Raw genomic sequence first — 24,309 nt, 5'->3', positions numbered from 1 at the left:
GATGGAGGTGAAAAACATGGCAAATCGCAATCCAGTCGAATTTACAGGAAAAGTATTAGATAAAAGAAATACGTTAACAGGTCCAGATGACGAAGGTAAAAATGGACATCCGAAGAGACCTCAAAATGTTTCGATCAAAGAAAACAAATAAAATTAGAAAATAAATAACTCTCTTACGGGGAATATAACTCCATATAAGATTGGAGGATTTCCCTGTGATTGAGAATAATGATGAAAGATTAATCTCAAATGAAAACCCGATTCGTGAGCGGGTGAAAAAAAGAAATGCAACTGATTTTAGCAGTTCATCGCTAAGACGAATTGCACTCACACAATTAGGTCGTAAACGGTAAAAACGTTAGGGTGTGTCCCTAACGTTTTTTTAGCTTATACGATTGCAAATTGTAGTTCTTCATATAGTTTTACATATTCCTTTGAAGAGGCTCCCCAGCTGAAATCGAGCTTTAATGCTTTTTCAGAAAGCTCTCTCCATTTCTTTGGCTGGAATCGGTAGAACCAAATCGCACGTTCAATGGTATATAACATGTCATGTGCGTTGTAATTCGTAAAGCTGAAGCCATTTCCTTGGTCTGTAAATTCATTATATGGTTGGACTGTATCCTTGAGACCACCTGTTTCTCTTACAATTGGTAGTGTTCCATAGCGGAATGCAAGTAACTGACCAATCCCACAAGGCTCAAACTGTGACGGCATTAAAAACAGGTCTGAACCGGCATATATTTTTCGAGAAAGTCCCTCGTCAAAAAAGATATTCGTAGACACTTTTGTTGGATACCGGTTTGCCATTTCACGGAATGCATCCTCGTAATGGCTTTCACCGGTTCCGAGTAAAACAAATTGCACGTTTTGTTTTAGGATTTCTTCAAATACGTGTAAAACAAGGTCAATTCCCTTTTGATCTACAAGGCGTGTAATCATGGAAACAACAGGTACTTGTTCGTTCACTGGAAGCCCAAGATGCTCCTGTAAAGCTCTTTTATTTTTCATTTTTCCTTCATAAGAATCATAAGGGGTAAAAATTGCATTGTCTGTAGCGGGATCGTAAGCTTTATGATCAATTCCATTGACAATTCCATGCAATTCAAAATTCCGTTTTCGTAAATATCCATCCAATTCTTCCCCAAAATAAGGAGTTTGAATTTCATTTGCATAGGTTGGGCTAACGGTTGTAATCGTATCACTGTAGGCTAATCCTGCTTTCAGGTAGCTGACGTTACCGTAAAACTCCACTCCATCTATATGAAAATAGCGATCACTCACATCCAATAATTCACTTAAAACCGATTTTGGGAATACGCCCTGATAGCGTAAGTTATGAATCGTAAATACTGTTTTAATATCCTGATATTCTGGGTGATTCGAATAATGTGCTTTTAATAATAGTGGTATCGGTCCCGCTTGCCAGTCATGACAATGAATCACATCCGGCTTTTTGTCTAGATATGGGACTGCTTCAAGTACGGCTCTTGAAAAGAAAGCAAATCGTTCCCCATCATCATAAAAGCCGTAACTCCCATAGCGTTTAAAATAATATTCATTATCTAAAAAATAATAGCTTATTCCGTTGTGGACTAATTTTTCAATACCACAATATTGTCTACGCCAACCTAATGGAACCTCGATAATTCGCTCTAATACTAGCTGTTCCTTGTATTTTTCAGCTAAATCTCCATATTTCGGAAGGATAACACTTACATGTACACCTTCCTGTTGTAGTGCATTCGGTAAAGCCCCTATTACATCCCCTAGTCCGCCTGTTTTAATAAATGGAGCACACTCTGATGCTGCGAATAATACGTTCATGATTTTCCCCCATTAGATAATATCAGCTTTTTTAATTACAGTTGGAGAAAGCTCTCCAACGATTACTTTTTCCGATGTGATGTTTACTTGTTTATCCGTAATGACATTTTCAAGGTATGTACCTTCGTCAATGACACTTTTCTGCATGATAATACTATTTTTAACAGTCGCCCCTTTGCGTATTTTGACCCCACGGAAAATAATACTATTCTCAACTGTACCCTCAATATCACTACCGTTCGCAATTAACGAATTACTGACATTAGAAGTTGTCGAGTATTTGACAGGTGGCTCATGCTTTGTTTTTGTATAGATATCCCAGTTATCGAAAAAGAATTCCTTTGTCACTTGTGGGTTTAAGAAATCCATATTTGTTTTATAATAGCTTGAAATAGAATGAATAAATGGCATATAACCTTTAAAATGATAGCTGTTTACTATAAGACGTTGTAAATTGGCTTTAACCACATCTCGAATAAAATCATATTCCCCATTTTCATAACACTTCGTAATAAGTTCAATTAACAATTTCTTTGAAAAAACAAAGGTTTCGGTACAAACAGGATCTCCCTGTTTTGGAGTTGTATAGAGTTCTAGGTTTTTCACTTTGTCATCAGCATCCAGGATGCATTTATGATAAATTGGTTTATCGACGGGCTCGCCATCATAATCCTTATAAACGACTGTAATGTCTGCACCACTTTCTCTATGACTTTTGATGACATCATTAAAATTAATTTTATATACATGATGACCAGGAGATAAAATCACTGTGTCCTCATGGGATCGCTTGAAAAATTCAAGGTGATCATAAAATTGCTGGACATCACCAACTATACTTTTGTCCGGGTGGATTGGAGGTAAAATAAACAATCCCCCATTTCGTCTGTCGAGGTCCCATTCTTTCCCATTACCGAGATGATCCATGATTGAACGATATTTGTCCTTTGTGAATACGCCAACCTTTTTGATTTGAGCGTTAATAAAATTGGACATTGTAAAATCGATTAATCGATATCTTCCACCGAATGGTACTGCTGCCAAACAACGATGTTGTGTTAATTCTTTTAAATATTGTTTATCATTTACTAAGTTTATTACGCCAATTACTCGTTCCAATCCCAATCGCTCCTCATGTGATATTTAATTACTAACGGTTAAGGGTCTTACAGTATCTTCATCTCCAATTAATGTAATGGCAGCGTCCGGGGCATCAGACCCAATATGAGCTCCATCAGGAATACATAGATCACTTGCGATTATTGCTTTGTGAATCGTCACATTTTTGCCAATTTGAACATTTGGCATGATTACAGAGTCTTTAATAACTGAATTCTCTCCAACCTGTACGTTGTATGAGAGCACCGAGTGGTCAATCGTACCTTGGACGATACATCCCTCATTGATTAATGACTGAGAAATGTCTGCGGCTGCTGATATATATTGCGGTGGATGAGTCGCAATCCCCGTAAAGAATGGCCAGCTTGGATCATGTAGATCAAAGCCCGGAGCATCATCTAACAAGTCCATATGTGCTTCCCAAAGGCTTTCGATTGTCCCAACATCCTTCCAGTAACTATCAAACTGGTAGGCATATAACTGGTTGTTGTCAGCAAGTAACTTAGGAATAATGTCCTTCCCAAAATCATTAGAAGAATGAATATTTCCTTCATCTTCTTTTAAATACTGTTTTAAAAGTTTCCATTTGAATAAGTAAATTCCCATTGAAGCAAGATTGCTCTTTGGATTGGCTGGTTTTTCATCAAACTCAACAATTTGCTTTTCATCGTTTGTATTCATAATTCCAAAACGACTCGCTTCTGCCCAAGGGACTTCGATAACTGCAATTGTCGCAGCAGCATCTTTTTCAAGGTGAAAGCGAAGCATCTTACTATAGTCCATCTTGTAAATATGATCGCCAGATAAAATGAGTACATATTCAGGATCATACTGCTCGATGTAATGGATATTTTGGTAGACTGCGTTGGCAGTTCCTTTGTACCAATCTCCGCCGTGTTTTCCAAGGTATGGCGGAAGGACTGTTACTCCCCCATTGTTCCGGTCCAAATCCCAAGGACGTCCATTACTCACATAATTATTGAGTACATGTGGACGGTATTGGGTAATGACACCGACTGTATCAATACCTGAATGAGTACAATTACTTAAAGGAAAATCAATAATTCGGTATTTCCCACCAAACGGAACAGCGGGTTTGGCAAGAGTCGTTGTTAATTCCCCCAATCTTGACCCTTGACCACCTGCTAATACAACTGCAATCCACTTCTTTGACCTCATTTTTTGACGACACCTCTTTTTCTCTTTTTTGTCTCTTTTCTAAAGATACTAATTGCTAAAGGTGGAACTTTAATTGTCATGCTGTATGGTTGATTATGAGCTGGCGTCTTATCAACTGATAAAGTTTCTGCATTAATCTGACCAGAGCCTCCAAATTCCACTGAATCACTATTAAACAATTCTATATAACTCCCAGTTGATGGGACGCCAATACGATAATTTTCATAGACCTCTGTAGAGAAGTTGCAAACGATGATTGAATAATCACCCTTGCGCTTCCCATGTCTCATGAAGGTAATCACAGATTGGTCATTATTATCTGGGTCAATCCATTCAAACCCTTCTTGATCGTGATCCAGTCTCCAAAGGCTAGAATTCATGCGATAAAAATGCTGAAGCTCTTTAAAATAGGTCTGAAGCTTAGTATGAGAATCATAGTTTAGAAGCATCCAATCTAGTTCCTCAAGCTCCTTCCACTCAGAGAATTGACCGAACTCTCCTCCCATAAAGAGAAGTTTCTTTCCAGGATGGGTCATTAAGTACCCATATAATAGTCGCAAATTGGCAAACTTCTGCCAGTAGTCACCTGGCATCTTATCTAAAAGGGATTTTTTCCCGTGAACAACATCGTCATGTGAAAAAGGTAAAACAAAATTTTCTGAAAATGCATAGAAGAAGGAAAAAGTTAATAAATTATGATGATAACGTCTATCAGACGGATGCAGACGCATGTATTTAAGGACGTCATTCACCCAGCCCATATTCCATTTATAATTAAAGCCTAATCCACCCTCAGAAGTTGGTGCAGTTACAAGCGGATAATCGGTGGCTTCCTCTGCAATCATTAGCACACCTGGATATCGTTTAAAAATGGCTTCATTGGCTTTTTTAATAAATTCAATTGCCTCCAAATTTTCTTCGCCACCAAATTGATTAAATAGCTTTTCTTGTTGCGGGTTGTCGTGGTTAAGGAAAATTAATGAAGATACGGCATCGATTCGAAAGCCATCAATATGGTACATATCCATCCAAAAAGCAAGATTTGATAATAAGAAACTATGAATCTCCATTTTTGTAAAATCAAAGCTATACGTCCCCCATAATGGTCGGTCAGCTCGTTTTGATTCAGTTGACTCATAAAGAGGAGTTCCATCAAATTTGCCTAATCCGTGTTCGTCACGACAGAAATGTACAGGTACCCAATCGAGTATGACACCAATGCCTTTTTGATGACATTGATCAACAAAATACATAAAGTCTTCAGGACTACCATGCCTACTTGTTACCGAATAAAACCCTGTTATTTGGTAGCCCCATGACAAATCAAATGGATGCTCCATAATGGGCATTAATTCGATGTGTGTAAACCCGTGTTCAACAACATAGTCAATTACATCGTCAGCAAGTTCCCGATATGTATAAAAGCTGCCGTCTTCTTTCTTTTTCCAAGAACCCGTATGTAATTCATAAATAAGCATTGGATTATTGTACGAATCAGCTTTATCTCGATTCTTCAACCATTTCTTATCATTCCATTCGTACTGGTCAAGCTTTGTTACAACAGATGCAGTGTTCGGTCTTAGCTCAGAAGAGAATGCAAAAGGATCGGATTTTAACTTCTTTTCACCATTTGCATTTGTGATTTCGTATTTATAAAGATCACCTTCTTTTAATCCCGGAATAAATCCAATCCATACCCCTGAATTCCGAATCTTTTCAAGGGCATGCTTACTGCCCTCCCAGTTGTTGAAATCCCCAACAACTGATACGGATGTTGCATGAGGTGCCCATACTGAAAAGCGTACTCCATCTTCTCCTTTGTAGGACATGACGTGTGCGCCAAGCATGTTATAGGCTTCTAATAAAGTTCCTTCGTGAAATAAATACAGATCGAAGTCACTTGGAAAAAGTTCAACGTCTTTTTCAGCGATTGATTTCACTTTTGATTCCTCCTTTTGATATATGTATAGAGAACGCGTGTAATACCAAAAACTTATGTCATTTGTATGAAAATAAATTAAAAACAATAAAACCATAGTATAAAACTGAATAAACACAATTTTGGTATTATTTTTTCACTTTATTATATTAATTCGTTTCAAGGGTTGAATATTCCTTTAGCGAATAATGTTTTTTATTGTCGGATTAAGTAGAATTGAAATAAAAATATTATTTTCGTGAAGATAAAAAATCAACGAGATACTGAAACCGTTTACAATGGGCGTTGGTTTTTTGATAAATTTTTACATTTTTAAGTAAAATTTTGATATTGCAAAATAATGTAAACGTATATGCGGTTATCAGGGGTTTTGTTATTCTGAAATAGTGTTTATTGGTAGTTCAAACGGGGTAGTCAAATATATCTACAAATAAAGTAAAAAAAGCTGCAAACGCAGCTTTTTATGAAATCATTTGTTGGGACATATCTTCTATTTTTGTGAGGAAAATAAAGGACATCGCAACTGACCATGCTAATGGAGTGTTTCCATTCGGTCTATTCGTTCCTCCAACATAGAGTTCAGGAACCTCCCAATTATCAGGAACAACTCTCTTTGTTTTAGCTATATATTCACTTGCTTTATGAAATTGCCCTAATTCAAGATAGCAAAGTCCCAACCATGGGAATCCAAAGCACCACTCTGCTTCTTTGCCTTCATTATAATACTGATCGTTTTCATATCGAATGACACCATACGTACGCTCTAATTTTGAGGAAACGGTTTCAACAATCTTAATGGCAGTATCACGGTCAACCACTCGATATGGAAATACAAGGCTTAGCAATGCTAAATCAGTATCTTTTGTTTCGCTTTCACGAGGTAATAAATTTCGGAGAGCTTCCTCGCCTTTTTTAATAAGATCTTCATTTACGTTAACAAGTATTTTGACGGCATTAAGGCCAGCTACACAGGCTCCTATACTCGAGGCGTGGACTTCCATGTTTTCTTCCCACATACCATTATCCTTCGCTTGCCAATATTGCAAGCATTCTAGATAATCAACAAGTTTTTGAATAATCTCTATATCCTTTTTATCTCTGATTACTTTTTGTCCTAGACGGTACCCTTCTCCAATCCCCCATAGAAAGGCTCCAATTGCATCGTTTTGAGCATGCCCCCATTCCACAGGCATTTCTTTTAGATCGGTTGAATAACGTGAATGGATATATTCAAATAAATAAATTGGTTTCTTTTTCCGATGGATATCAATTTTCCACTCGTAGCTTTTAAACATATCTAATAAAGCATGATAGGCTTTTGCATATCTTTCCGATGGTTCATTGATAAACGGTAGAACTGTATATACTATGTCTCGAATCCACACATAGCTGTAATCATTCGATAAACTTGCTGTATAAGCACCATTTGATAATCGCATACGGTCAAGAACCTGAATTGCTTTATTGGTATACATTTCGTATCACCCCATTAGCTTATTTAATATACATTCATTCTTGACAGAAATCATATTTATAAAACACAACAAAGTCATTTTTGGGTTTTTTCATAAATTAATACTCAATATTAATTTATACTTTATAATATGTAAGCACAACCAAAATGATAACAAATGTCTACTTTTTGTGTGAAACGCCTACATTTTAGTGCATGTCATTCCCGTTTTTTCTTGTTTCACAGAAAATGTTTCACAAAACAGTAAAAGACCAAATCATGTTTAGGTGATTTGGTCTGTTCATGATGATCTATTTATTTGTTAAAAATTGTTGCAATAATCTCATCCGTTGTCATATTGCTGTTTATTTCGTGTGAGCCAAGCTTTAGGTATTTTGCAACTCCTTTTTTCTCAACAAGATTTGCAAAATCCCAGGCATCTCCGCTTATGATTTTAGCTGAAATAAGTGCTTTTCCAACCTCATAGCTAGTCATACCTTCGGAAACAGTGATGACTGTTTTATGGACAACCGGCTCAGCGGGCTCTTCTTTCTTCTCTTCCTTCACTTCTTCTTTGACTTCTTCTTTAGGTTGTTCCTTTGGTTGATCTTCGCCTTTTTCTGTGTTTTTCGCTCCAGCAATGGCATTGTTCCATTCATCTTCTGTATGAACAACGTAGCCTTCCGCAGCAAGTTGGCTTTTTAGCTCCTCGACAGTTGGATTTTCCTTAGAGCCTGAACTAGTTGCTTGTTGTGGTCCGGTAAAATATACAACGGCACAAACCGCTGAAGCAAGTAAAAGCCCAGAAGCAAAGCTAGTTAATGTTTTAGCGGTCATTTGCTGCTTTTCTCCCTTCTTTTTGTTTTGTAAAAGGAGACAGCATACCTTGTACTTCGATTTCATTTATGTTCTTTTCGTTTGCAATACTTGATACAGAGTATCCTCTTTTATATAAATCGAGTACATCACGAAGTAATTCGTGTTGTTCCATATCTGTTGTATCAATTCCTGCTTGGTTTTTAAGAATTTCATTATCTAATTCGAGGTTTCTGATTTGCTGCTGTAGCTTATTAATTTCCTCCATAAAACTAATCGAATATAATTCAAGCTCACGCTGTTCTGCCTTTTTTGCCTTCTTCGTAAGTGCATAAGATAAAATGAGCAATACCGCTGCTACACCGAATAATATGACTAACGCCCATTCCATCATTGGACATCATCCTTTCAACTTTTTGTCTTACAACAGTCAATTATACAATGAAATAAGACAAATTTCGATTGGTTTCGATAAAATACTTCCATAGTCAGTGCGAATGGAAGATTTTAACGAGGATTAAGCAGGGTTTTCGGACTTTGGACCTATGTACGACGGGGAATTGGAAATTGTTTGATTTTATATATAACCATTAATTACTAGCTGATAAAACAAATAGATGCCCCGTTCTATCGAACGAGGCATCCTATATGCTGGAGTTATTCTTTCACAAATTCTTTTGTACTTCTTACGGTATCAATAGGTCGAACATAGCTTTCAATAGCGTCACGCTTTGGCTCAAGGAATGGAGGTAATGATAACTTTTCCCCGAGTGTTTCATAAGGTTCATCCCCCATAAACCCTGGGCCATCAGTCGCAAACTCAAATAGTATTCCAGGAGCTACTCTAGAATAAAGAGAGCCGAAGAAGAAGCGATCAACAAAGCCTGAAGTTTGGAATCCGAAGCCGCGAAGATGTTTGTCCCATGCTTCAAGTACTGACTTATCCTCGACGCGAAAAGCAGCATGGTGGACTGTTCCAAAACCTTGTTGTCCTGCTGGTAGAATTGTGTTATTTTCAACGACAACTTGTGCCCCATTTCCACCTTCTCCTACCTCAAATAAGTGAAACGAGCCTTCTTGAGCAATTTCTTTAAATTGTAATACTTTTTCAAGCATTTCCTTAAAGAAATCAAAATGTGCAGTTCGTACAAATAACGGTCCCAAACCAGTGATCGCATAATCTAAAGGAATAGGTCCTTTTTGCCATGGAGTTCCTGCAGGTACACCATTATTGTTTTCATCTGAAACCAATTGATATTGTTGGTCATCAAAGTCAACGAAGGATAAAGTTTTCACTCCGAATTGCTCTTTTACACCGAAATGTTTAATATTTAAACGATTAAAGCGTTTTTCCCAATACTCAATCGCAGCGTCTGTTGGAACACGGAAAGATGTTTTTGAGATTTCATTTGTCCCATGAACTCCTTTTGGAATCCCTGGAAAATCGAAAAAGGTCATATCTGTGCCTGGGCTGCCTGTATCATCCGCAAAAAACAAGTGATATGTTTGGATATCATCTTGGTTTACTGTTTTTTTGACCAATCTCATTCCTAATACATAAGTGAAAAATTCATAGTTTTTCTCAGCGCTACTCGTAATTGCAGTGACGTGGTGTATTCCTTTTAAAGTGTTCATTCTATATGCCCCCATTAGTCTGTCTTAATACTAGTTTCTCCAATGAGCAATAAACTAATATAGTGAAAATAATCTCTTAAGTTAAAATATCTTAAATTCAAGATAATTATATAATGTAATTTAGTATGTGTCAATAAAAGCATTGCTATTTCCTTTGTAGACAGAAAAGTCCCCACCATTTTGTGGGGACTTTAAGTCACATTATTCTCCAATAATAACGCGGAGGACATTAGGTCGATCTTTAAATGTTTTTGTACCAGCTCCGTAGCCAATCGATGTTGCCTTCATTGAAGGAAAGCTACAAAATTCTTCGGTCAGGACGGAAACGATTCCCGCTCCTGTAGGAGTTGTGAGTTCAAAACGAATATCACTTTGTTCAATTGGAACTCCTTTTAGAATTTCAAGTGTGGCAGGTGCAGGGACTGGGTAGATACCATGATCAATATGGATTTTACCTGTTCCCACTGGTACGGATGATGATTTAATAGTTGTTATTTCAAGTTGGTGCAATAAGATTGCGGCGCCTACTATATCAATAATGGAATCAACAGCACCTACTTCATGAAAATGGACTTTGTCCAAAGGAAGCCCATGAATAAGTCCTTCTGCTTCGCCGATTTTTCTGAATATTTTAAGTGACGTTTCTTTTACTTCTGGTGCAAGTTCAGACTCGTCTATCATCTTCACAATATCCTTATAAGAACGATGTGAATGGTGATGATGACCATGGTCATGGCTGTGACTATGACTGTGATCGTGTTCATGATGATGGTCGTGGCTGTGCCCATGACTGTGATCGTGCTCATGATGATGGTCGTGGCTGTGACTATGACTGTGATCATGTTCATGATGATGGTCGTGGCTGTGCCCATGACTGTGATCATGTTCATGATGATGATCATGGTTGTGGTCATGAGTATGTTTATGATCATGGCTATGGTCGTGATGGAGATCATGCGTGTGATTACTGCCATCGTTTTTTAAAATGACATCAAATTTTGTTGAAGTGATCCCATTTTTCACGACTTTTTTCCATTCTAATTCGTATTCATCTTCAAATTGAAGTTTCTTTAATTCCTGAACTAGTATTTGTGGGTCCGCTCCTGCATCCAATAATGCACCAATTACCATATCCCCACTAATTCCGGAAAAACAGTCAAAATATAGTGTTTTCATCTATTTTAGGTTCTCCTTCTGAGCAAGTTGATCAATTAATACCGCGCTGTAGGCACCGCCGAAACCGTTGTCGATGTTCACAACACTGATTCCTGATGCACAAGAATTAAGCATCGTTAGCAGTGCTGACAGCCCTTGAAAATTAGCCCCATACCCAATGCTAGTTGGGACTGCAATAATTGGATGGGATACGAGCCCTCCAACTACACTTGGCAATGCGCCTTCCATTCCAGCGACAACAACGGAAACATTTGCGTTTCTAATTTCATCAATGTTATCGAATAAGCGGTGGATGCCAGCTACCCCCACATCGTAAAAACGTCGAACAGTACTACCTAATACTTCAGCGGTAATAGCAGCCTCTTCAGCAACTCTTAAATCAGATGTTCCCGCACAAACAATAGCTACATAGCCATCTCTTTGATTGTGATCTTGCGTAGTGTCCGTCCAATATAGAATTTGAGCTGTTTCATTATAAACAAACTCAGGATTTAATTGTAAAATAAAGTCCGCCTTGTCCTGTGAAATTCTTGTTACAAGGACATTGTCTCCACGTCCCTTAATCACATTGACAATGGTTTGAATTTGTTCTTTTGTCTTGCCCTCACCAAAAACAATTTCAGGGAAGCCCTGCCTGTTTTTTCGATGATGATCGATTTTTGCAAAACCTAAATTCTCATATGTTGCAAGCTGTTGCTTCGCATCATCAATACTTAAAGTTCCTTGTTTCACTTGCTTTAAAATTTCTTCTACCATGTTGTTTCACACACCTTAATCGATTTGTCGATCGATTTTAGAATCTATGTATATCCTAAAGCGCCAGTATCAATCTGACGCTCTCATTTAGAAATGTTTAATAATATCTTTTTCAATTGCTTCATATTTTGCGTATATATTTTTGTATTTTTCATGGTTTTCCATATTTGGTACAACAGGATTACCCATTGGAATATTGTTTTTGATATCTTCAAATGAGTTAGCTTTACCGATGCCAACTAGCGCTGTCCAAGCTGCACCCCATGCTGCACTATGGTGGCTTTCTGGAACATAAACCTCTTTACCAAATACATCAGCTAGCATTTGAAGCCATAATGAAGAACGTGCCATTCCACCATTAACGTATAGTTTTTCGGTCTCTCCAGCTTGTTTTTCTAATGCTTGGCCGATTTGATATAGATTAAACGTGATTCCTTCTAGAACGGCACGTACAAAGTGCTCTGTTTTATGAGTAACAGACATTCCGAAGAAATTTCCACGTGCTTGCTGGTTCCATAAAGGAGCGCGTTCCCCATTTATATAAGGATGAAAAAACAAACCATCAGCACCAGGTCCTACCTTAGCAGCCTCTGCTGTAAAATGATCAAAGCTTTCCTGATAATTAAGAAGTTCTTTTAACCATTGAAGAGCAATTCCACCATTGTTTGTAGGGCCACCAACAATAAAATATTCTTCCGAAAAAGCATAACAGAAGGTTTCATGCTTTGTATTGGATTGGAATCCTTTTGTAAATTGACGAATAGCTCCGCTTGTACCAACTGTTACTGCAACTTCACCAGGAGAAATTGCTCCAATTCCTAGGTTTGCAAACTGACCATCTGCCGCTCCGATGATAAATGGCATCTCACTTGATATCCCCATTTCATCAGCAATTGTTGGGTTCATTTCAGTTAATTTATAGGTCGGTGGTACAATTTTTGAAAGCATGTTCTCTGAAATACCTGCTTTTTTAAGAACCTCTTCATCCCATTGGAATGTGTTACCGTTAAACATTCCGGTTGCTGAAGCCATTGCATAATCAATCACACGTTGATTAAACCATTTTACAAGTAAATATTCTTTAATGGATAGAAAATAGCTTGCTTGGTTATATGGGATATAATCATTTTCCCTCATCCAAATGAGCTTTGCTAAAGGTGACATCGGATGAATCGGCATACCGGTTCTTGAAAAAATTTCAAGGCCGTCTGATTCCATAAGTTCATTTGCTTGTTGTGTACTTCTACCGTCTGCCCAAATCAGTGCTTGAGAAAGAGCCTCTCCATTATCTCCCATACAAATGAGAGAATGCATTGCGGCTGAAATGCCTAAGCTTATAATTTCATCTTTGTTAACATTTGCTTGCTGAATAGCCATATTAATCGCTTTTACAGCAGAGCGCTCAATTTCATCAGGGTCTTGCTCAACCCATCCTTGCTTCGGGTAGTAAGAGGTAACTAGATCCTCTGCTTCCGCAACTACCCTACCATCTAAGGTAAAGATTACTGCTTTTGCACTGGTTGTCCCAAGATCGAGACCAATAACGTACTCATGTGACATCCCTACATCTTCCTTCGTTCAATCGTATTTTCGTTAGTTTGCGACTTAATGTTACCATATTATTCTTTCAAAAGAAAAAGCTTTGGAAAGATTCCCAAAGCCTTTTCTTTCTACTTAAGAAAGTACTTTATTCATACTTCCACTCTTATAACCTACTAAATCAAGTGTAATATATTTATAGCCAATTTCATTTAACACTTTTGTAATGGCTACATGTTTTTCTAAGACAATTTTCATGTCGTTAGGTTCAACCTCAATCCGAGCAATATCTTGATGTGTGCGAACACGAACTTGGCGGATTTCAAGAGTTTTAAGGAATTCCTCTGCTCTTTCGACCTTTGTAAGTTTTTCCATTGTGATCTTTTCACCGTAAGCAATTCGAGAGGATAGACATGCGAAAGATGGTTTATTCCAAGTAGGTAAATCGAATTCACGGGATAATTCCCTAATTTCATCTTTAAATAGATTTGCCTCTTGTAATGGACCACGAATGCCTTTTTCCTTTGCTGCCTTCATTCCAGGTCGAAATTCATTCATATCATCTGCAATGACTCCATACACAACATTGTGATAGCCTTCACGTTCCATAACAGGAATGAGATGATCAAATAGACTGCTCTTACAGAAATAACAACGATTCTTGTCGTTTTCTGTGTAGCCTGGAATGGCAAGCTCTGATGTTTCGATCACTCGATGGTTGGCACCAATATGTTTTGCTAGAATTTGAGCTTCCTTAAGCTCAGTTGAGGGATATGTTTCTGAATCAGCAGTTACCGCCAACACATTTTCTTTCCCAAGTGTGTCGACAGCAACCTTAAGTAAAAAGGTACTGTCAACACCACCGGAAAATGCAACGACAACAGATTCCATCTCTCGGAGAATTGACACAAGCTTTTGATACTTTTCATCGATCATTGTCTTCTCCCCCTTCTCTCCCGGTTGTAAATTAGATTCTACTTTATATATATCGCCTCTTGACGCATAAAAGAAGTAGAATTAGATGGTCATGCTTCCAAATCCGCCATCAACGCGAAGGAATGTACCAGTTACAAAGCTTGAAGCGTTCTCTGAAGCTAAGAAGACAGCTGCTCCTTTTAGCTCATCTGGGTTACCGAAACGATTCATCGGAGTGTGACCCATGATGGATGCAACACGCTCTTCACTTAAGATTTTACGATTTTGCTCAGCTGGGAAGAATCCAGGAATAATTGCATTTACACGAATGCCGTGTGGCGCAAATTCTCTAGCTAAGAACTGAGTCATGCTGTTAACACCAGCTTTTGAAACTGAATAAGTAAATACTTTAGATAGAGGTGTTGTAGAAGAAACGGAAGAAATATTAATAATACTTCCTTTACGTTCTTGTTCAATCATTCTCTTTGCGAAAATTTGAGTCGCAACCACATAACCTTTTAGGTTAACGTCCATGATTTTGTCATACTCGTCCATGTCAAGTTCAAAGAATGGAGTAGGACTATTCATACCTGGTGCATTTAGGAGGATATCAATTCCACCTGACCAAGCTACAATTTCATTTGCAGCATTTTCAAGTGATTCACGTGAAAGAACGTCTGCTGCGAAAGCTTTCGCAACGCCACCTTCTGCTTCAATTTCTTTTACAACTGCTTCTGCTTTTTCAAGGTTACGTCCAACGATAGCAACTTTAGCGCCATGTTCAGCAAATCCTTTACAAATAGAAGAACCTAGGACACTATTTCCACCAATAGCTACAGCCGTTTTTCCAGTTAAGTCAAATAATTTAGTCATGTCTATTCCCCTTTTTCTTATGTAATAATACCGAAATCTGTTCATGGGGGCTTACCCCCCACATACAAGAATTACTGTAGGTTTCCGTTTTCATCAAAATCGAAATCGTAAAGATCTGAAGCCTGTTCCATGTTTGGATGTTGTTTAATGTAATCAAGTAACGCTTCCGATACTTCAATTTCGCTCACATGTAAGGTATCTTTAATACGAACCATTTTAACTGTTGTAAAATCTAAGATATTACATGTTTTGATTGCTGCTTGGATTGCTTCTTTATCGTTTGGTAATGTTGTTGCAATTTTCGTTGGTGCCACAACTGTTGAAGTAAGTCCATTCGCATAAGTGAAATCGCGGTCCATCTTATCCACAAGGCGTTGTGTCGTGAAGTCGGCAGTACCAACACCGTTTGCATTACCTTCTGTTTCTGGAGTGAGATCAAGAACAACCATTTTGTTCACTTCAGGACCACCGTGTGCATATGGAGTAGGGTAGCGACCTGTTATATTAGGATCCATACCGTCGCCGCTTATATTTTTACCAATTTGATCGATGACAAGGACATCGATTTGATCGAAGAATAACTTAGGTAGTAATTTTTTTGCTTGTGCTTGTAGTTCAGGTTCCTTTTCGACAATTTCATCTGGGAGCATAATATCAAGTACAGCAACTTTGTCAAATGCATTTTCGACTGTTGCCACACCAAAAAGAATAGGCGTTTTTTCCATGATCATCTGCGCCATTGCTGGAACATTTTCTGCCATGTATTTAAATCCTAATTGATGGCAAGCTTCTGCTCCTTTTTGTTTTCCAAGGCCGATACTGATCATCTTCTGAATACCACTTTCTACAGAACCACGGAAGGCTGTATGTGGTTTAACGCGGTTAATAACTACAATACCGTCAGCTTTTGAGGCGTATTTATCAATATAAACAGGTAACCCGTTTGCTAATTCGCCCAGCTTTATAACTTCCATTGAAGAGCGAATTTCACAGCCAACACTTTCTTCAGTCACACCAAGATGTTTTAAAACTTCACGTTGTCCTTCTCCTGTTGCACCACCATGGCTTCCCATACTAGGTACGATGAAAGGAGTACCACCTTGTTCTTTAATAAATTCAACTGTTGTTTTCGTAAGGTCAACTAAACGGTCAATTCCACGGCTACCTACTGCGATTGCAATTTCCATGCCTGGTTTAATCGTTTGTTTTACTTCTTCACGTTGTAGTTTATTTGTTAACTCTTCTACTAAGTTTTCGATTTTTGAATCATCGAAATTTTGTTTCACTTTGAGCATTTTTGGAACAGGAATATCCCGTAATAACTCTTGGAGAATACCCATGATAAAACTCCTCCTTATAAAAAACATCCATCTATAGAATTAGTTTACGCGTTTTCACAAAACTGTGTCTCGATTTAAACTAGGTTAAATGACAACAAAACAGTTAGTGGCTCAAAAAATATGTAATCCCTTACATCAGATGATGCAATTTTAACAAACAAAAGCCGGGGTTCCAATGTTGAAACCCCAACAATGTGTTTTATTCCATCCAGTTTGTATGGAAAGTTCCTTCTTTGTCTACACGTTGATATGTGTGAGCACCAAAGTAGTCACGTTGTGCTTGAAGAAGGTTTGCAGGTAATGTTTCAGTACGGTAGCTATCATAGTATGCAACTGCACTTGAGAAACTTGGAACAGGAATTCCGTTTTCAATAGCAAGTGAAATCACTTTACGTAATGAAGCTTGGTAACCTTCTGCAATTTCCTTGAAATATGGGTCTAATAATAAGTTTGGTAATTGGCCGTCACGGTCATATGCATCTTTAATCTTTTGTAGGAATTGTGCACGGATGATACATCCACCACGGAAGATCATTGCAATTTCACCATAGTTTAAATTCCAATTATATTCTTCAGAAGCTACACGCATTTGCGCGAAACCTTGTGCATAAGAAATGATTTTACTTAAGTAAAGTGCTTTACGTACTGCTTCAATAAGTTCTTGTTTGTCTCCATTAAATCCTTCAGCAGATGGGCCTGAAAGAACTTGACTTGCTTTTACACGCTCATCCTTCATTGCAGAGATAAAACGAGCAAATACAGATTCAGTGATAATTGGTAGTGGAACACCTAAATCTAGTGCGTTTTGGCTAGTCCATTTACCAGTACCTTTTTGACCTGCAGTATCAAGAATAACATCAACAAGTGGTTTACCTGTTTCTTCATCCTTTTTAGTGAAAATATCAGCAGTAATTTCAATTAGGTAGCTATCTAGTTCACATTTGTTCCATTCAGCAAATACTTCATGAAGTTCGTCTGTGCTTAATCCGAGAACATTTTTTAGAATGAAGTAAGCTTCACAAATTAATTGCATATCGCCGTATTCAATTCCGTTGTGAACCATTTTTACATAGTGTCCTGCACCGTTTGGTCCGATATATGTACAACATGGATCGCCTGATACTTTAGCAGAAATTGCTGTTAAGATAGGCTCAACAAGTTCATATGCTTCTTTTTGTCCACCAGGCATGATTGAAGGGCCTTTTAATGCTCCCTCTTCCCCACCAGAAACTCCAGTTCCGATGAAATGGATGCCAGTTGATTCTAATTCTTTGTTACGACGAATTGTATCTTGGAAGAATGTGTTACCACCATCAATTAGGATATCATTTTCTTCAAGATATGGTTTTAGTGAATCAATTGTTGCATCAGTTGCTGGGCCAGCTTTAACCATTAATAAAATCTTACGTGGTTTTTCTAAAGAATTTACAAATTCCTCAATCGTCTTTGCGCCAACAAAGTTTTTGCCAGTTGCTTCATTATTAAGAAACTCTTCTGTTTTTTCATATGAACGGTTAAAAACAGCAACAGAGTAACCTCTGCTTTCTATATTTAACGCTAAGTTTTTACCCATTACTGCTAATCCAACTACACCAATTTGTTGCTTAGACATTTAAATCATACCTTTCTACTTATGTATTCAATGATAGAAAACACATCATGATGTTATTTTGCGTATCTTTTAAAGTGATTATGACAAATTATTTTTAAAAGATTATGTGGTACCCAAATAATTAATTTGTTTCCTAAACTAATTATTTATATATAGAAGAATATACTGTTTGCATCAATTCGTCAACTGTTGAAATTTGTAGTTTCTATGAAGTTCTTAAACTACCTTTTTTATAAATCTCATAAATTTATTAATTGATTATCTTAAAAATAGTGTTACAATGAGTAATAATTTAAATTTTTTGATTTTACGCATCATTTATATGGAGGTAACTTAAATGGCAGAATTACGTAGTAACATGATTAAATCAGGGTTTGATCGAGCTCCTCATAGAAGCTTGCTTCGTGCAGCAGGAGTACAAGAAGAGGACTTTAACAAACCATTTATAGCAGTTGTAAACTCATATATCGATATTGTTCCAGGACATGTTCATTTACAAGAGTTTGGAAAAATTGTTAAGGAAGCAATTCGTGAAGCTGGTGGGGTTCCATTTGAAATGAACACAATTGGTGTTGACGATGGAATTGCAATGGGTCATATAGGTATGAGATATTCCCTACCAAGTCGTGAGATTATTGCCGACTCAGTTGAGACGGTTGTATCTGCACACTGGTTTGATGGAATGGTTTGTATTCCAAACTGTGACAAAATCACCCCAGGTATGATGATGGCAGCAATGCGTCTAAACATCCCTACTATCTTTGTTAGTGGTGGTCCAATGAAAGCAGGTCGTGACGCGGCAGGAAATCCACTTAACCTTAATTCTGTTTTTGAAGGTGTTGGAGCTTATCAATCTGGTAAAATTGATGAAGCTAGATTAACAGAGATTGAACAATTTGCTTGCCCTACTTGCGGATCTTGTTCTGGTATGTTCACAGCAAACTCAATGAACTGTCTAGCTGAAGGACTTGGTCTTGCTCTTCCAGGTAATGGAACTATTCTAGCAGTTTCCGAAGAAAGAAAAGAATTTGTTAAAAAATCTGCTAAACAATTAATGAATTTAATAGAAAAAGATATTAAACCACGTGATATTGTTACAGTTGATACAATCGACAATGCATTTGCTTTAGATATGGCAATGGGTGGGTCAACAAACACAGTACTTCACACTCTTGCGTTAGCAAATGAAGCTGAAATTGAGTATTCTTTAGAACGTATTAATGAAATCGCAGCTCGTGTACCACACTTAGCAAAAATTGCCCCTGCTTCTGACCATCATATTGAAGATGTACACAATGCGGGTGGCGTTAGTGCAATTATTAATGAATTGCTTAAAAAGCCTGGTGCCATTAATGGAGATTGCTTAACGGTTACAGGTAAAACATTACGTGAAAACGTGGAAGGCTGTGAGATTACCGATCACAATGTTATCCGTTCACTTGAAGATCCACATTCCGAACAAGGTGGATTAGCGATTTTATTTGGTAACCTAGCTCCTGAGGGTGCTGTCGTTAAGGTAGGAGCGGTTGATCCATCTGTTGGCGGATACCACAGAGGCCCTGCTGTTTGCTATGATTCTCAAGAAGATGCTCTTTCTGGAATCATTGTTGGTAAAGTAAAAGAAGGCGATGTTGTTGTCATCCGCTATGAAGGCCCTAAAGGTGGTCCAGGTATGCCAGAGATGCTAGCTCCTACATCTCAAATTGTTGGTAGAGGTCTTGGTGCAAAAGTTGGCTTAATAACAGATGGACGCTTCTCAGGTGCATCTAGAGGTATCTCAATCGGACATATCTCTCCAGAAGCTGCTGAAGGTGGCCCAATTGCATTCGTTCAAGATGGCGACATGATTGAGTTAGATTTAAATAATCGTAAAATCACATTAGAAATTTCTGATGAAGAGTTTGAAAGACGTAGAGCTGAGTGGAAAGGCTTTGAACCTAAAGTGAAAAAAGGCTATCTAGCTCGTTACTCAAAACTTGTAACAAATGCTAGCACTGGTGGGATAATGAAAATCTAATCTAATAATCTATTAACAAAAGCCTGGTTCAATCTGAATCAGGCTTTTTTCTTTGCGATACGTTGAGAATTGTGTAGGTAAGAACTTGCTGATAAAATAAGAAATATAATTATTTTTGTCTATCGATTTAGTGGTGACTCTGAAACAAAACCGCTTTAAATGGAGTGAATAAAATGAGTGGAGATAAAAAATTACTAGGCGAACAACGAAGAGAAACGATTATTAAATGGTTAAAGGAAAGCCCGACCCCAATCATTGGTGAGGAGTTATCAAGACGAGCAAATGTAAGCCGCCAGGTCATTGTTCAGGATATCTCGTTATTAAAGGCGAAAAATGAACCAATCGTTGCCACTAGCCAAGGCTATATTTATTTGCAAGAACAGCCCAAGGAAGAAAACTTTACTCGCATTATTGCGTGTAAACACACATCTGAGGAAACGGCGAAGGAACTGAATATTTTGGTTGACCATGGAGTGACCGTACGTGATGTAATTGTGGAACATCCTGTATATGGAGATATTACAGGCTCCTTGATGATTAAGAATCGATTCGAGGTAAAACGTTTTGTCGAAAGAGTAACTGAAACAAAGGCCACCCTTCTCTCGTTGTTGACAAATGGCGTTCATCTACATACGATTGAGGCGGATTCCATTGAAAAAATCAATGCAGCCTGTGAAGCCTTACGCGAAGAGAATATTTTATTTAGTGACCAGTAAGATGAATGAAGCAACAGCCTTGTGAGGACTGTTGCTTTTTTTGTTTCCGGATTAAAATGGATTAGGTTCATATAACATGAAGATGCTAGATGAGTCTAATCGTACCCTCATACATTGAACTGAGCTGAAGTGAAGGTACGAAAACAGTCTAAACGTACCCTCACTCATTGAACTGAGCCGAAGTGAGGGTACGAAAACAGCCTAATCGTGCCCTCACTCAAAGAACTGAGCTGAAGTGAAGGTACGAAAACAGCCTAATCGTACCCTCACTCATAGAACTAAGCTGAAGTGAAGGTAAGAAAACAGTTTAAACGTACCCTCACTTACTGAACAGAGTTCAAGTGAAGGTACGAATACAAAATAATCTTACCGTACCTTTGATCACACCATAATCTTACAGATATCATTTGTAAATTCTACCGGGTCTTGAATTGGTAGGCCTTCAATAAGAAGTGCTTGGTTGTACAATAAGTGAGTATATAAATCTAACTTCGTTTGATCGTTTTCAAATGCATTTTTCAATGATTGGAAGACTTCGTGTTGTACGTTGATCTCCAGCACTTTATCAGCTTTAATATTTTGGTTATCCGGCATGGCATTTAGCACTTTTTCCATTTCAATGGAGATTTCACCATCTGTTGATAAGCAGACTGGATGTGTTTTAAGACGTTTTGAAATTCTTACATCCGTTACCTTGCCAGCTAATGCATTTTTCATGTATTCAAATAGCTCTTTGTTCTCGTTTTGTTCTTCTTCCGTTGCTTTGTCGTTTTCATTTGGTTCAAAGCCTAGATCGCTGCTTGAGACAGATTTGAATTCTTTTTCCTTGTAATTCATGAGCATTTTAATCGCAAACTCATCAATATCCTCTGTGAAATAAAGGATTTCATAGCCCTTATCAGCCACTAATTCTGTTTGTGGTAGTTTATCGATTCGTTCTACTGAATCACCAGTTGCATAATAAATATACTTTTGATCTTCCGACATTCTAGATACATATTCATCTAATGTGACAAGCTTTTTCTCCTTGGAAGAATAGAAGAGTAACAAATCTTGTAGAGTTTCTTTATTGCTTCCGAAATCACTATACACACCAAATTTTAATTGGCGACCAAAGCTATCGTAGAACTTTTCATAGTTGTCGCGTTCATTCTTTAACATGCTTTGTAATTCGCTCTTTATTTTCTTATTGATGTTTTTCGCAATAAGCTTTAATTGACGATCCTGCTGCAGCATTTCTCTTGAAATATTAAGCGATAAATCCTCAGAATCTACCAACCCCTTAACAAAGCTAAAATAATCCGGAAGCAGGTCGGCGCATTTGTTCATTATTAAAACCCCGTTAGAGTAGAGCTCAAGCCCCTTTTCGTACTCCTTTGAATAATAGTCAAAAGGAATATTTTCAGGTATATATAATATGGCATTGTAACGGATCGTGCCATCAACACTAATATGAATATGTTTTAATGGCTTATCAAAACCATAGTGTTTTTCATTATAGAATTTTTCATAGTCTTCATCTGTTAGTTCGCTTTTGTTCTTTCTCCAAATAGGAACCATGCTGTTAATGACTTGTTCCTCTGTCACCTGCTCGTATTCAGATTCGCTTCCTTCTTTAAGTTTACTTGTTGTAACTTCCATCTTAATTGGGTAGCGAATGAAATCTGAATACTTTTTAATAATTGATTTTAAGCGGTATTCTTCTAAAAATTCATCATACGTTTCATCTTCTGTGTTTTCTTTGATTTTTAAAATGATATCAGTACCGACTGTATCTTTTTCCACAGTTTCAATTGTATATCCATCGGCACCCGTTGATTCCCATTTATATGCTTCTTCACTGCCCAGTGCTTTACTTACGACAGTGACAACATCTGCAACCATGAAAGCAGCATAAAATCCAACACCGAATTGACCAATGATATCGTGACCATCTTTAATTTCCGTTTCCTTTTTAAAAGCTAAGGAACCACTTTTTGCAATTGTCCCAAGATTCGTTTCGAGCTCTTCCTTTGTCATACCGATTCCGGTATCAGAAATGGTAAGAGTTCTGTTATCCTTGTCGGCGGTAATTTTGATGAAGTAGCTATCTTTATCAAATTGATAACGATCATCGGTTAACGCCTTATAATAGATTTTGTCAATCGCATCGCTTGAGTTTGAGATTAGTTCCCGTAAAAATACTTCTCTCTGTGAATAAATGGAGTTAATCATCATTTCTAATAACCTTTTAGATTCTGCTTTAAACTGTTTTTTTGCCATATTAAATCCCCTTTCCGTAAATAACTGTGACAATTATTTTGTTCTACGTTAGCACTCTCAATCCCGGAGTGCTAACACCCAATTTTTTAATAACATATATTTTTTTCTCTGTCAATCAAGTTGCTAGTTATCCTTTAAAAATGTGGTGATATTCTCTTTATGATTTTGAAAGGATTGTTCTCCAAGTCTTACGAGAAAATCAATATATTCTGGTGCATCAAATGGTACCTCCCGACCTAGGTCTTCATTAATGCGAACATAGTTATCACTTAGCAAATGCTGACAATGATAAGTTACCGATTCCGATGATAAATGCAGGGCGAGATCAAGTAGCTTTGGAGTCATTTTCATCGATGGAAGATTGAATGGCAGCCATTTATTTACGCCCCATTCTTTCTTTTTTTCAATCGAGAAATCAATTTTTTGTAGACCAGTCCCAATTGATAAAATTTGAATATCGGATAAATCCTTCTTAAAATAGTGCTGTGATTCGGTAATACAAACAAGCGAAGGATTATTAGCCCAGAGTCCCCCGTCAATGGCTAAATAGTGATTGTTAATATTATTTGGTGGGAAAAAGACGGGTGCTGAACATGAAGACAGAACGGCATCCCAAAGCTTAATGGAGTGATCGTTCTGTTCTGAATTCCCATAATTCGTTCGGTGGACAAAAGGTTTTCCATTGGTAATATCAACTGTTGGAATAAGCAAGGGTTTTTCTATATCAAATAGTGTAATTTCACCAAACGCCTCTTGTATATAGTGTCGTAAATATTGATCACTGTACACGCTTTTTAGAAAGCCTATTTTCGCCTGTCTGGTAAAAATCTTTTCCCCGTATTTGATATAGTTTTCCTGAACATCTTCCATATTTAGTTTCAGAGTTGCGGAAGCAGCAATGATTGAACCAGTACTTGTTCCTGCAACCATATCAAACATCTCGGAGATGGGTTTTTTATATTCTTTTTCTATTAAGCGTAAAATGGCAACAGCAAAGACTCCGCGAATTCCGCCCCCATCAATGCATAAGATTTTCATATTTTCACCTATCCCCCGTTTTTCCTACTAGTATTCCCTTGGGGGCACATAGGTATAAGCAGCAAAAAAGATGCCTGTAAAAAGGCATCTACGCTTGTTC

At 37.6% G+C, this 24,309-nt stretch carries 21 protein-coding genes; 4 read left to right on the top strand and 17 right to left on the bottom strand.

What is annotated here, in order from left to right:
- The first annotated feature begins 16 nt into the window (after positions 1-16).
- Together CKJ95_RS23950 and CKJ95_RS23580 are read left to right on the top strand one after the other, a co-directional pair.
- Complete coding sequence (locus CKJ95_RS23950) at positions 17-151, top strand: hypothetical protein (RefSeq protein WP_257215874.1); 135 nt, start codon at positions 17-19, stop codon at positions 149-151.
- Positions 152-215: 64 nt separating this feature from the next.
- Positions 216-353, top strand: coding sequence for a hypothetical protein (locus tag CKJ95_RS23580; protein ID WP_180271600.1), 138 nt, complete (start codon positions 216-218; stop codon positions 351-353).
- Between the two features lie 34 nt (positions 354-387).
- Here the strand turns inward: CKJ95_RS23580 and glgA are convergent, their stop codons facing one another.
- The 15 genes from glgA to gndA all read right to left on the bottom strand — a co-directional run bounded on the left by glgA (position 388) and on the right by gndA (position 18,176).
- Positions 388-1,824 (bottom strand): glycogen synthase GlgA, encoded by a 1,437-nt coding sequence (gene glgA / locus CKJ95_RS19925; RefSeq protein WP_099355208.1) that lies wholly within the window; start codon positions 1,822-1,824, stop codon positions 388-390.
- 12 nt (positions 1,825-1,836) lie between these two features.
- The gene (gene glgD, locus CKJ95_RS19920) at positions 1,837-2,943 is read right to left on the bottom strand and encodes a glucose-1-phosphate adenylyltransferase subunit GlgD (protein WP_099355207.1); all 1,107 of its coding nucleotides are present in this window, start codon (positions 2,941-2,943) and stop codon (positions 1,837-1,839) included.
- Positions 2,944-2,967: 24 nt separating this feature from the next.
- The gene (locus tag CKJ95_RS19915; RefSeq protein ID WP_099355206.1) at positions 2,968-4,122 is read right to left on the bottom strand and encodes a glucose-1-phosphate adenylyltransferase; all 1,155 of its coding nucleotides are present in this window, start codon (positions 4,120-4,122) and stop codon (positions 2,968-2,970) included.
- Positions 4,119-6,062, bottom strand: coding sequence for a 1,4-alpha-glucan branching protein GlgB (glgB, locus tag CKJ95_RS19910; RefSeq protein WP_099355205.1), 1,944 nt, complete (start codon positions 6,060-6,062; stop codon positions 4,119-4,121). The genes CKJ95_RS19915 and glgB overlap by 4 nt, the downstream gene beginning before the upstream one ends.
- 460 nt (positions 6,063-6,522) lie before the next feature.
- Positions 6,523-7,536 (bottom strand): glycoside hydrolase family 15 protein, encoded by a 1,014-nt coding sequence (locus CKJ95_RS19905; protein WP_099355204.1) that lies wholly within the window; start codon positions 7,534-7,536, stop codon positions 6,523-6,525.
- 293 nt (positions 7,537-7,829) lie between these two features.
- Positions 7,830-8,351: a hypothetical protein gene (locus CKJ95_RS19900; protein WP_099355203.1), complete on the bottom strand. Its 522-nt coding sequence runs from the start codon at positions 8,349-8,351 to the stop codon at positions 7,830-7,832.
- Positions 8,341-8,724, bottom strand: coding sequence for a hypothetical protein (locus CKJ95_RS19895; RefSeq protein ID WP_099355202.1), 384 nt, complete (start codon positions 8,722-8,724; stop codon positions 8,341-8,343). The genes CKJ95_RS19900 and CKJ95_RS19895 overlap by 11 nt, the downstream gene beginning before the upstream one ends.
- Positions 8,725-8,987: 263 nt before the next feature.
- Positions 8,988-9,965 carry a ring-cleaving dioxygenase gene (locus CKJ95_RS19890; protein WP_099355201.1) on the bottom strand — a complete coding sequence of 326 codons (978 nt, stop codon included), beginning with the start codon at positions 9,963-9,965 and terminating at the stop codon, positions 8,988-8,990.
- Between the two features lie 201 nt (positions 9,966-10,166).
- The gene (locus CKJ95_RS19885; RefSeq protein WP_099355200.1) at positions 10,167-11,141 is read right to left on the bottom strand and encodes a LarC family nickel insertion protein; all 975 of its coding nucleotides are present in this window, start codon (positions 11,139-11,141) and stop codon (positions 10,167-10,169) included.
- Positions 11,142-11,897, bottom strand: a complete 756-nt coding sequence (gene larB / locus CKJ95_RS19880; protein WP_099355199.1) for a nickel pincer cofactor biosynthesis protein LarB — start codon at positions 11,895-11,897, stop codon at positions 11,142-11,144. It abuts the gene before it with no gap.
- An 87-nt stretch (positions 11,898-11,984) separates the two neighbouring features.
- The gene (locus CKJ95_RS19875; protein ID WP_099355198.1) at positions 11,985-13,457 is read right to left on the bottom strand and encodes a gluconokinase; all 1,473 of its coding nucleotides are present in this window, start codon (positions 13,455-13,457) and stop codon (positions 11,985-11,987) included.
- 114 nt (positions 13,458-13,571) lie between these two features.
- Positions 13,572-14,372 carry an ATP-dependent sacrificial sulfur transferase LarE gene (gene larE / locus CKJ95_RS19870; RefSeq protein WP_099355197.1) on the bottom strand — a complete coding sequence of 267 codons (801 nt, stop codon included), beginning with the start codon at positions 14,370-14,372 and terminating at the stop codon, positions 13,572-13,574.
- A gap of 81 nt (positions 14,373-14,453) precedes the next feature.
- Positions 14,454-15,224 (bottom strand): SDR family oxidoreductase, encoded by a 771-nt coding sequence (locus tag CKJ95_RS19865; RefSeq protein ID WP_099355196.1) that lies wholly within the window; start codon positions 15,222-15,224, stop codon positions 14,454-14,456.
- A gap of 71 nt (positions 15,225-15,295) precedes the next feature.
- Positions 15,296-16,564, bottom strand: a complete 1,269-nt coding sequence (locus tag CKJ95_RS19860) for a lactate racemase domain-containing protein (RefSeq protein WP_099355195.1) — start codon at positions 16,562-16,564, stop codon at positions 15,296-15,298.
- Between the two features lie 199 nt (positions 16,565-16,763).
- Positions 16,764-18,176 carry an NADP-dependent phosphogluconate dehydrogenase gene (gene gndA, locus CKJ95_RS19855; RefSeq protein WP_099355194.1) on the bottom strand — a complete coding sequence of 471 codons (1,413 nt, stop codon included), beginning with the start codon at positions 18,174-18,176 and terminating at the stop codon, positions 16,764-16,766.
- A 337-nt stretch (positions 18,177-18,513) separates the two neighbouring features.
- Here gndA and ilvD point away from each other — a divergent pair, with 337 nt between their 5' ends.
- Both ilvD and CKJ95_RS19845 read left to right on the top strand, forming a co-directional pair.
- Positions 18,514-20,193, top strand: coding sequence for a dihydroxy-acid dehydratase (ilvD, locus tag CKJ95_RS19850; protein ID WP_099355193.1), 1,680 nt, complete (start codon positions 18,514-18,516; stop codon positions 20,191-20,193).
- Between the two features lie 173 nt (positions 20,194-20,366).
- On the top strand, positions 20,367-20,909 hold the full coding sequence (locus CKJ95_RS19845; protein WP_099355192.1) for a transcription repressor NadR: 543 nt from the start codon (positions 20,367-20,369) through the stop codon (positions 20,907-20,909).
- A 381-nt stretch (positions 20,910-21,290) separates the two neighbouring features.
- On the opposite strand, the gene htpG is transcribed toward CKJ95_RS19845, so the two are convergent.
- A complete protein-coding gene (gene htpG / locus CKJ95_RS19840; protein ID WP_099355191.1) occupies positions 21,291-23,171 on the bottom strand; it encodes a molecular chaperone HtpG in 1,881 nt (626 codons plus the stop codon).
- 123 nt (positions 23,172-23,294) lie between these two features.
- On the bottom strand, positions 23,295-24,209 hold the full coding sequence (locus tag CKJ95_RS19835) for a CBASS cGAMP-activated phospholipase (protein ID WP_099355190.1): 915 nt from the start codon (positions 24,207-24,209) through the stop codon (positions 23,295-23,297).
- Positions 24,210-24,309: the final 100 nt, after the last annotated feature.

This window comes from Fredinandcohnia onubensis (genome assembly GCF_002734285.1).
In the GTDB taxonomy this organism is placed as follows: domain Bacteria; phylum Bacillota; class Bacilli; order Bacillales; family Bacillaceae_L; genus Ferdinandcohnia; species Ferdinandcohnia onubensis_A.
This window is presented reverse-complemented; position numbering and strand designations above follow the sequence as displayed.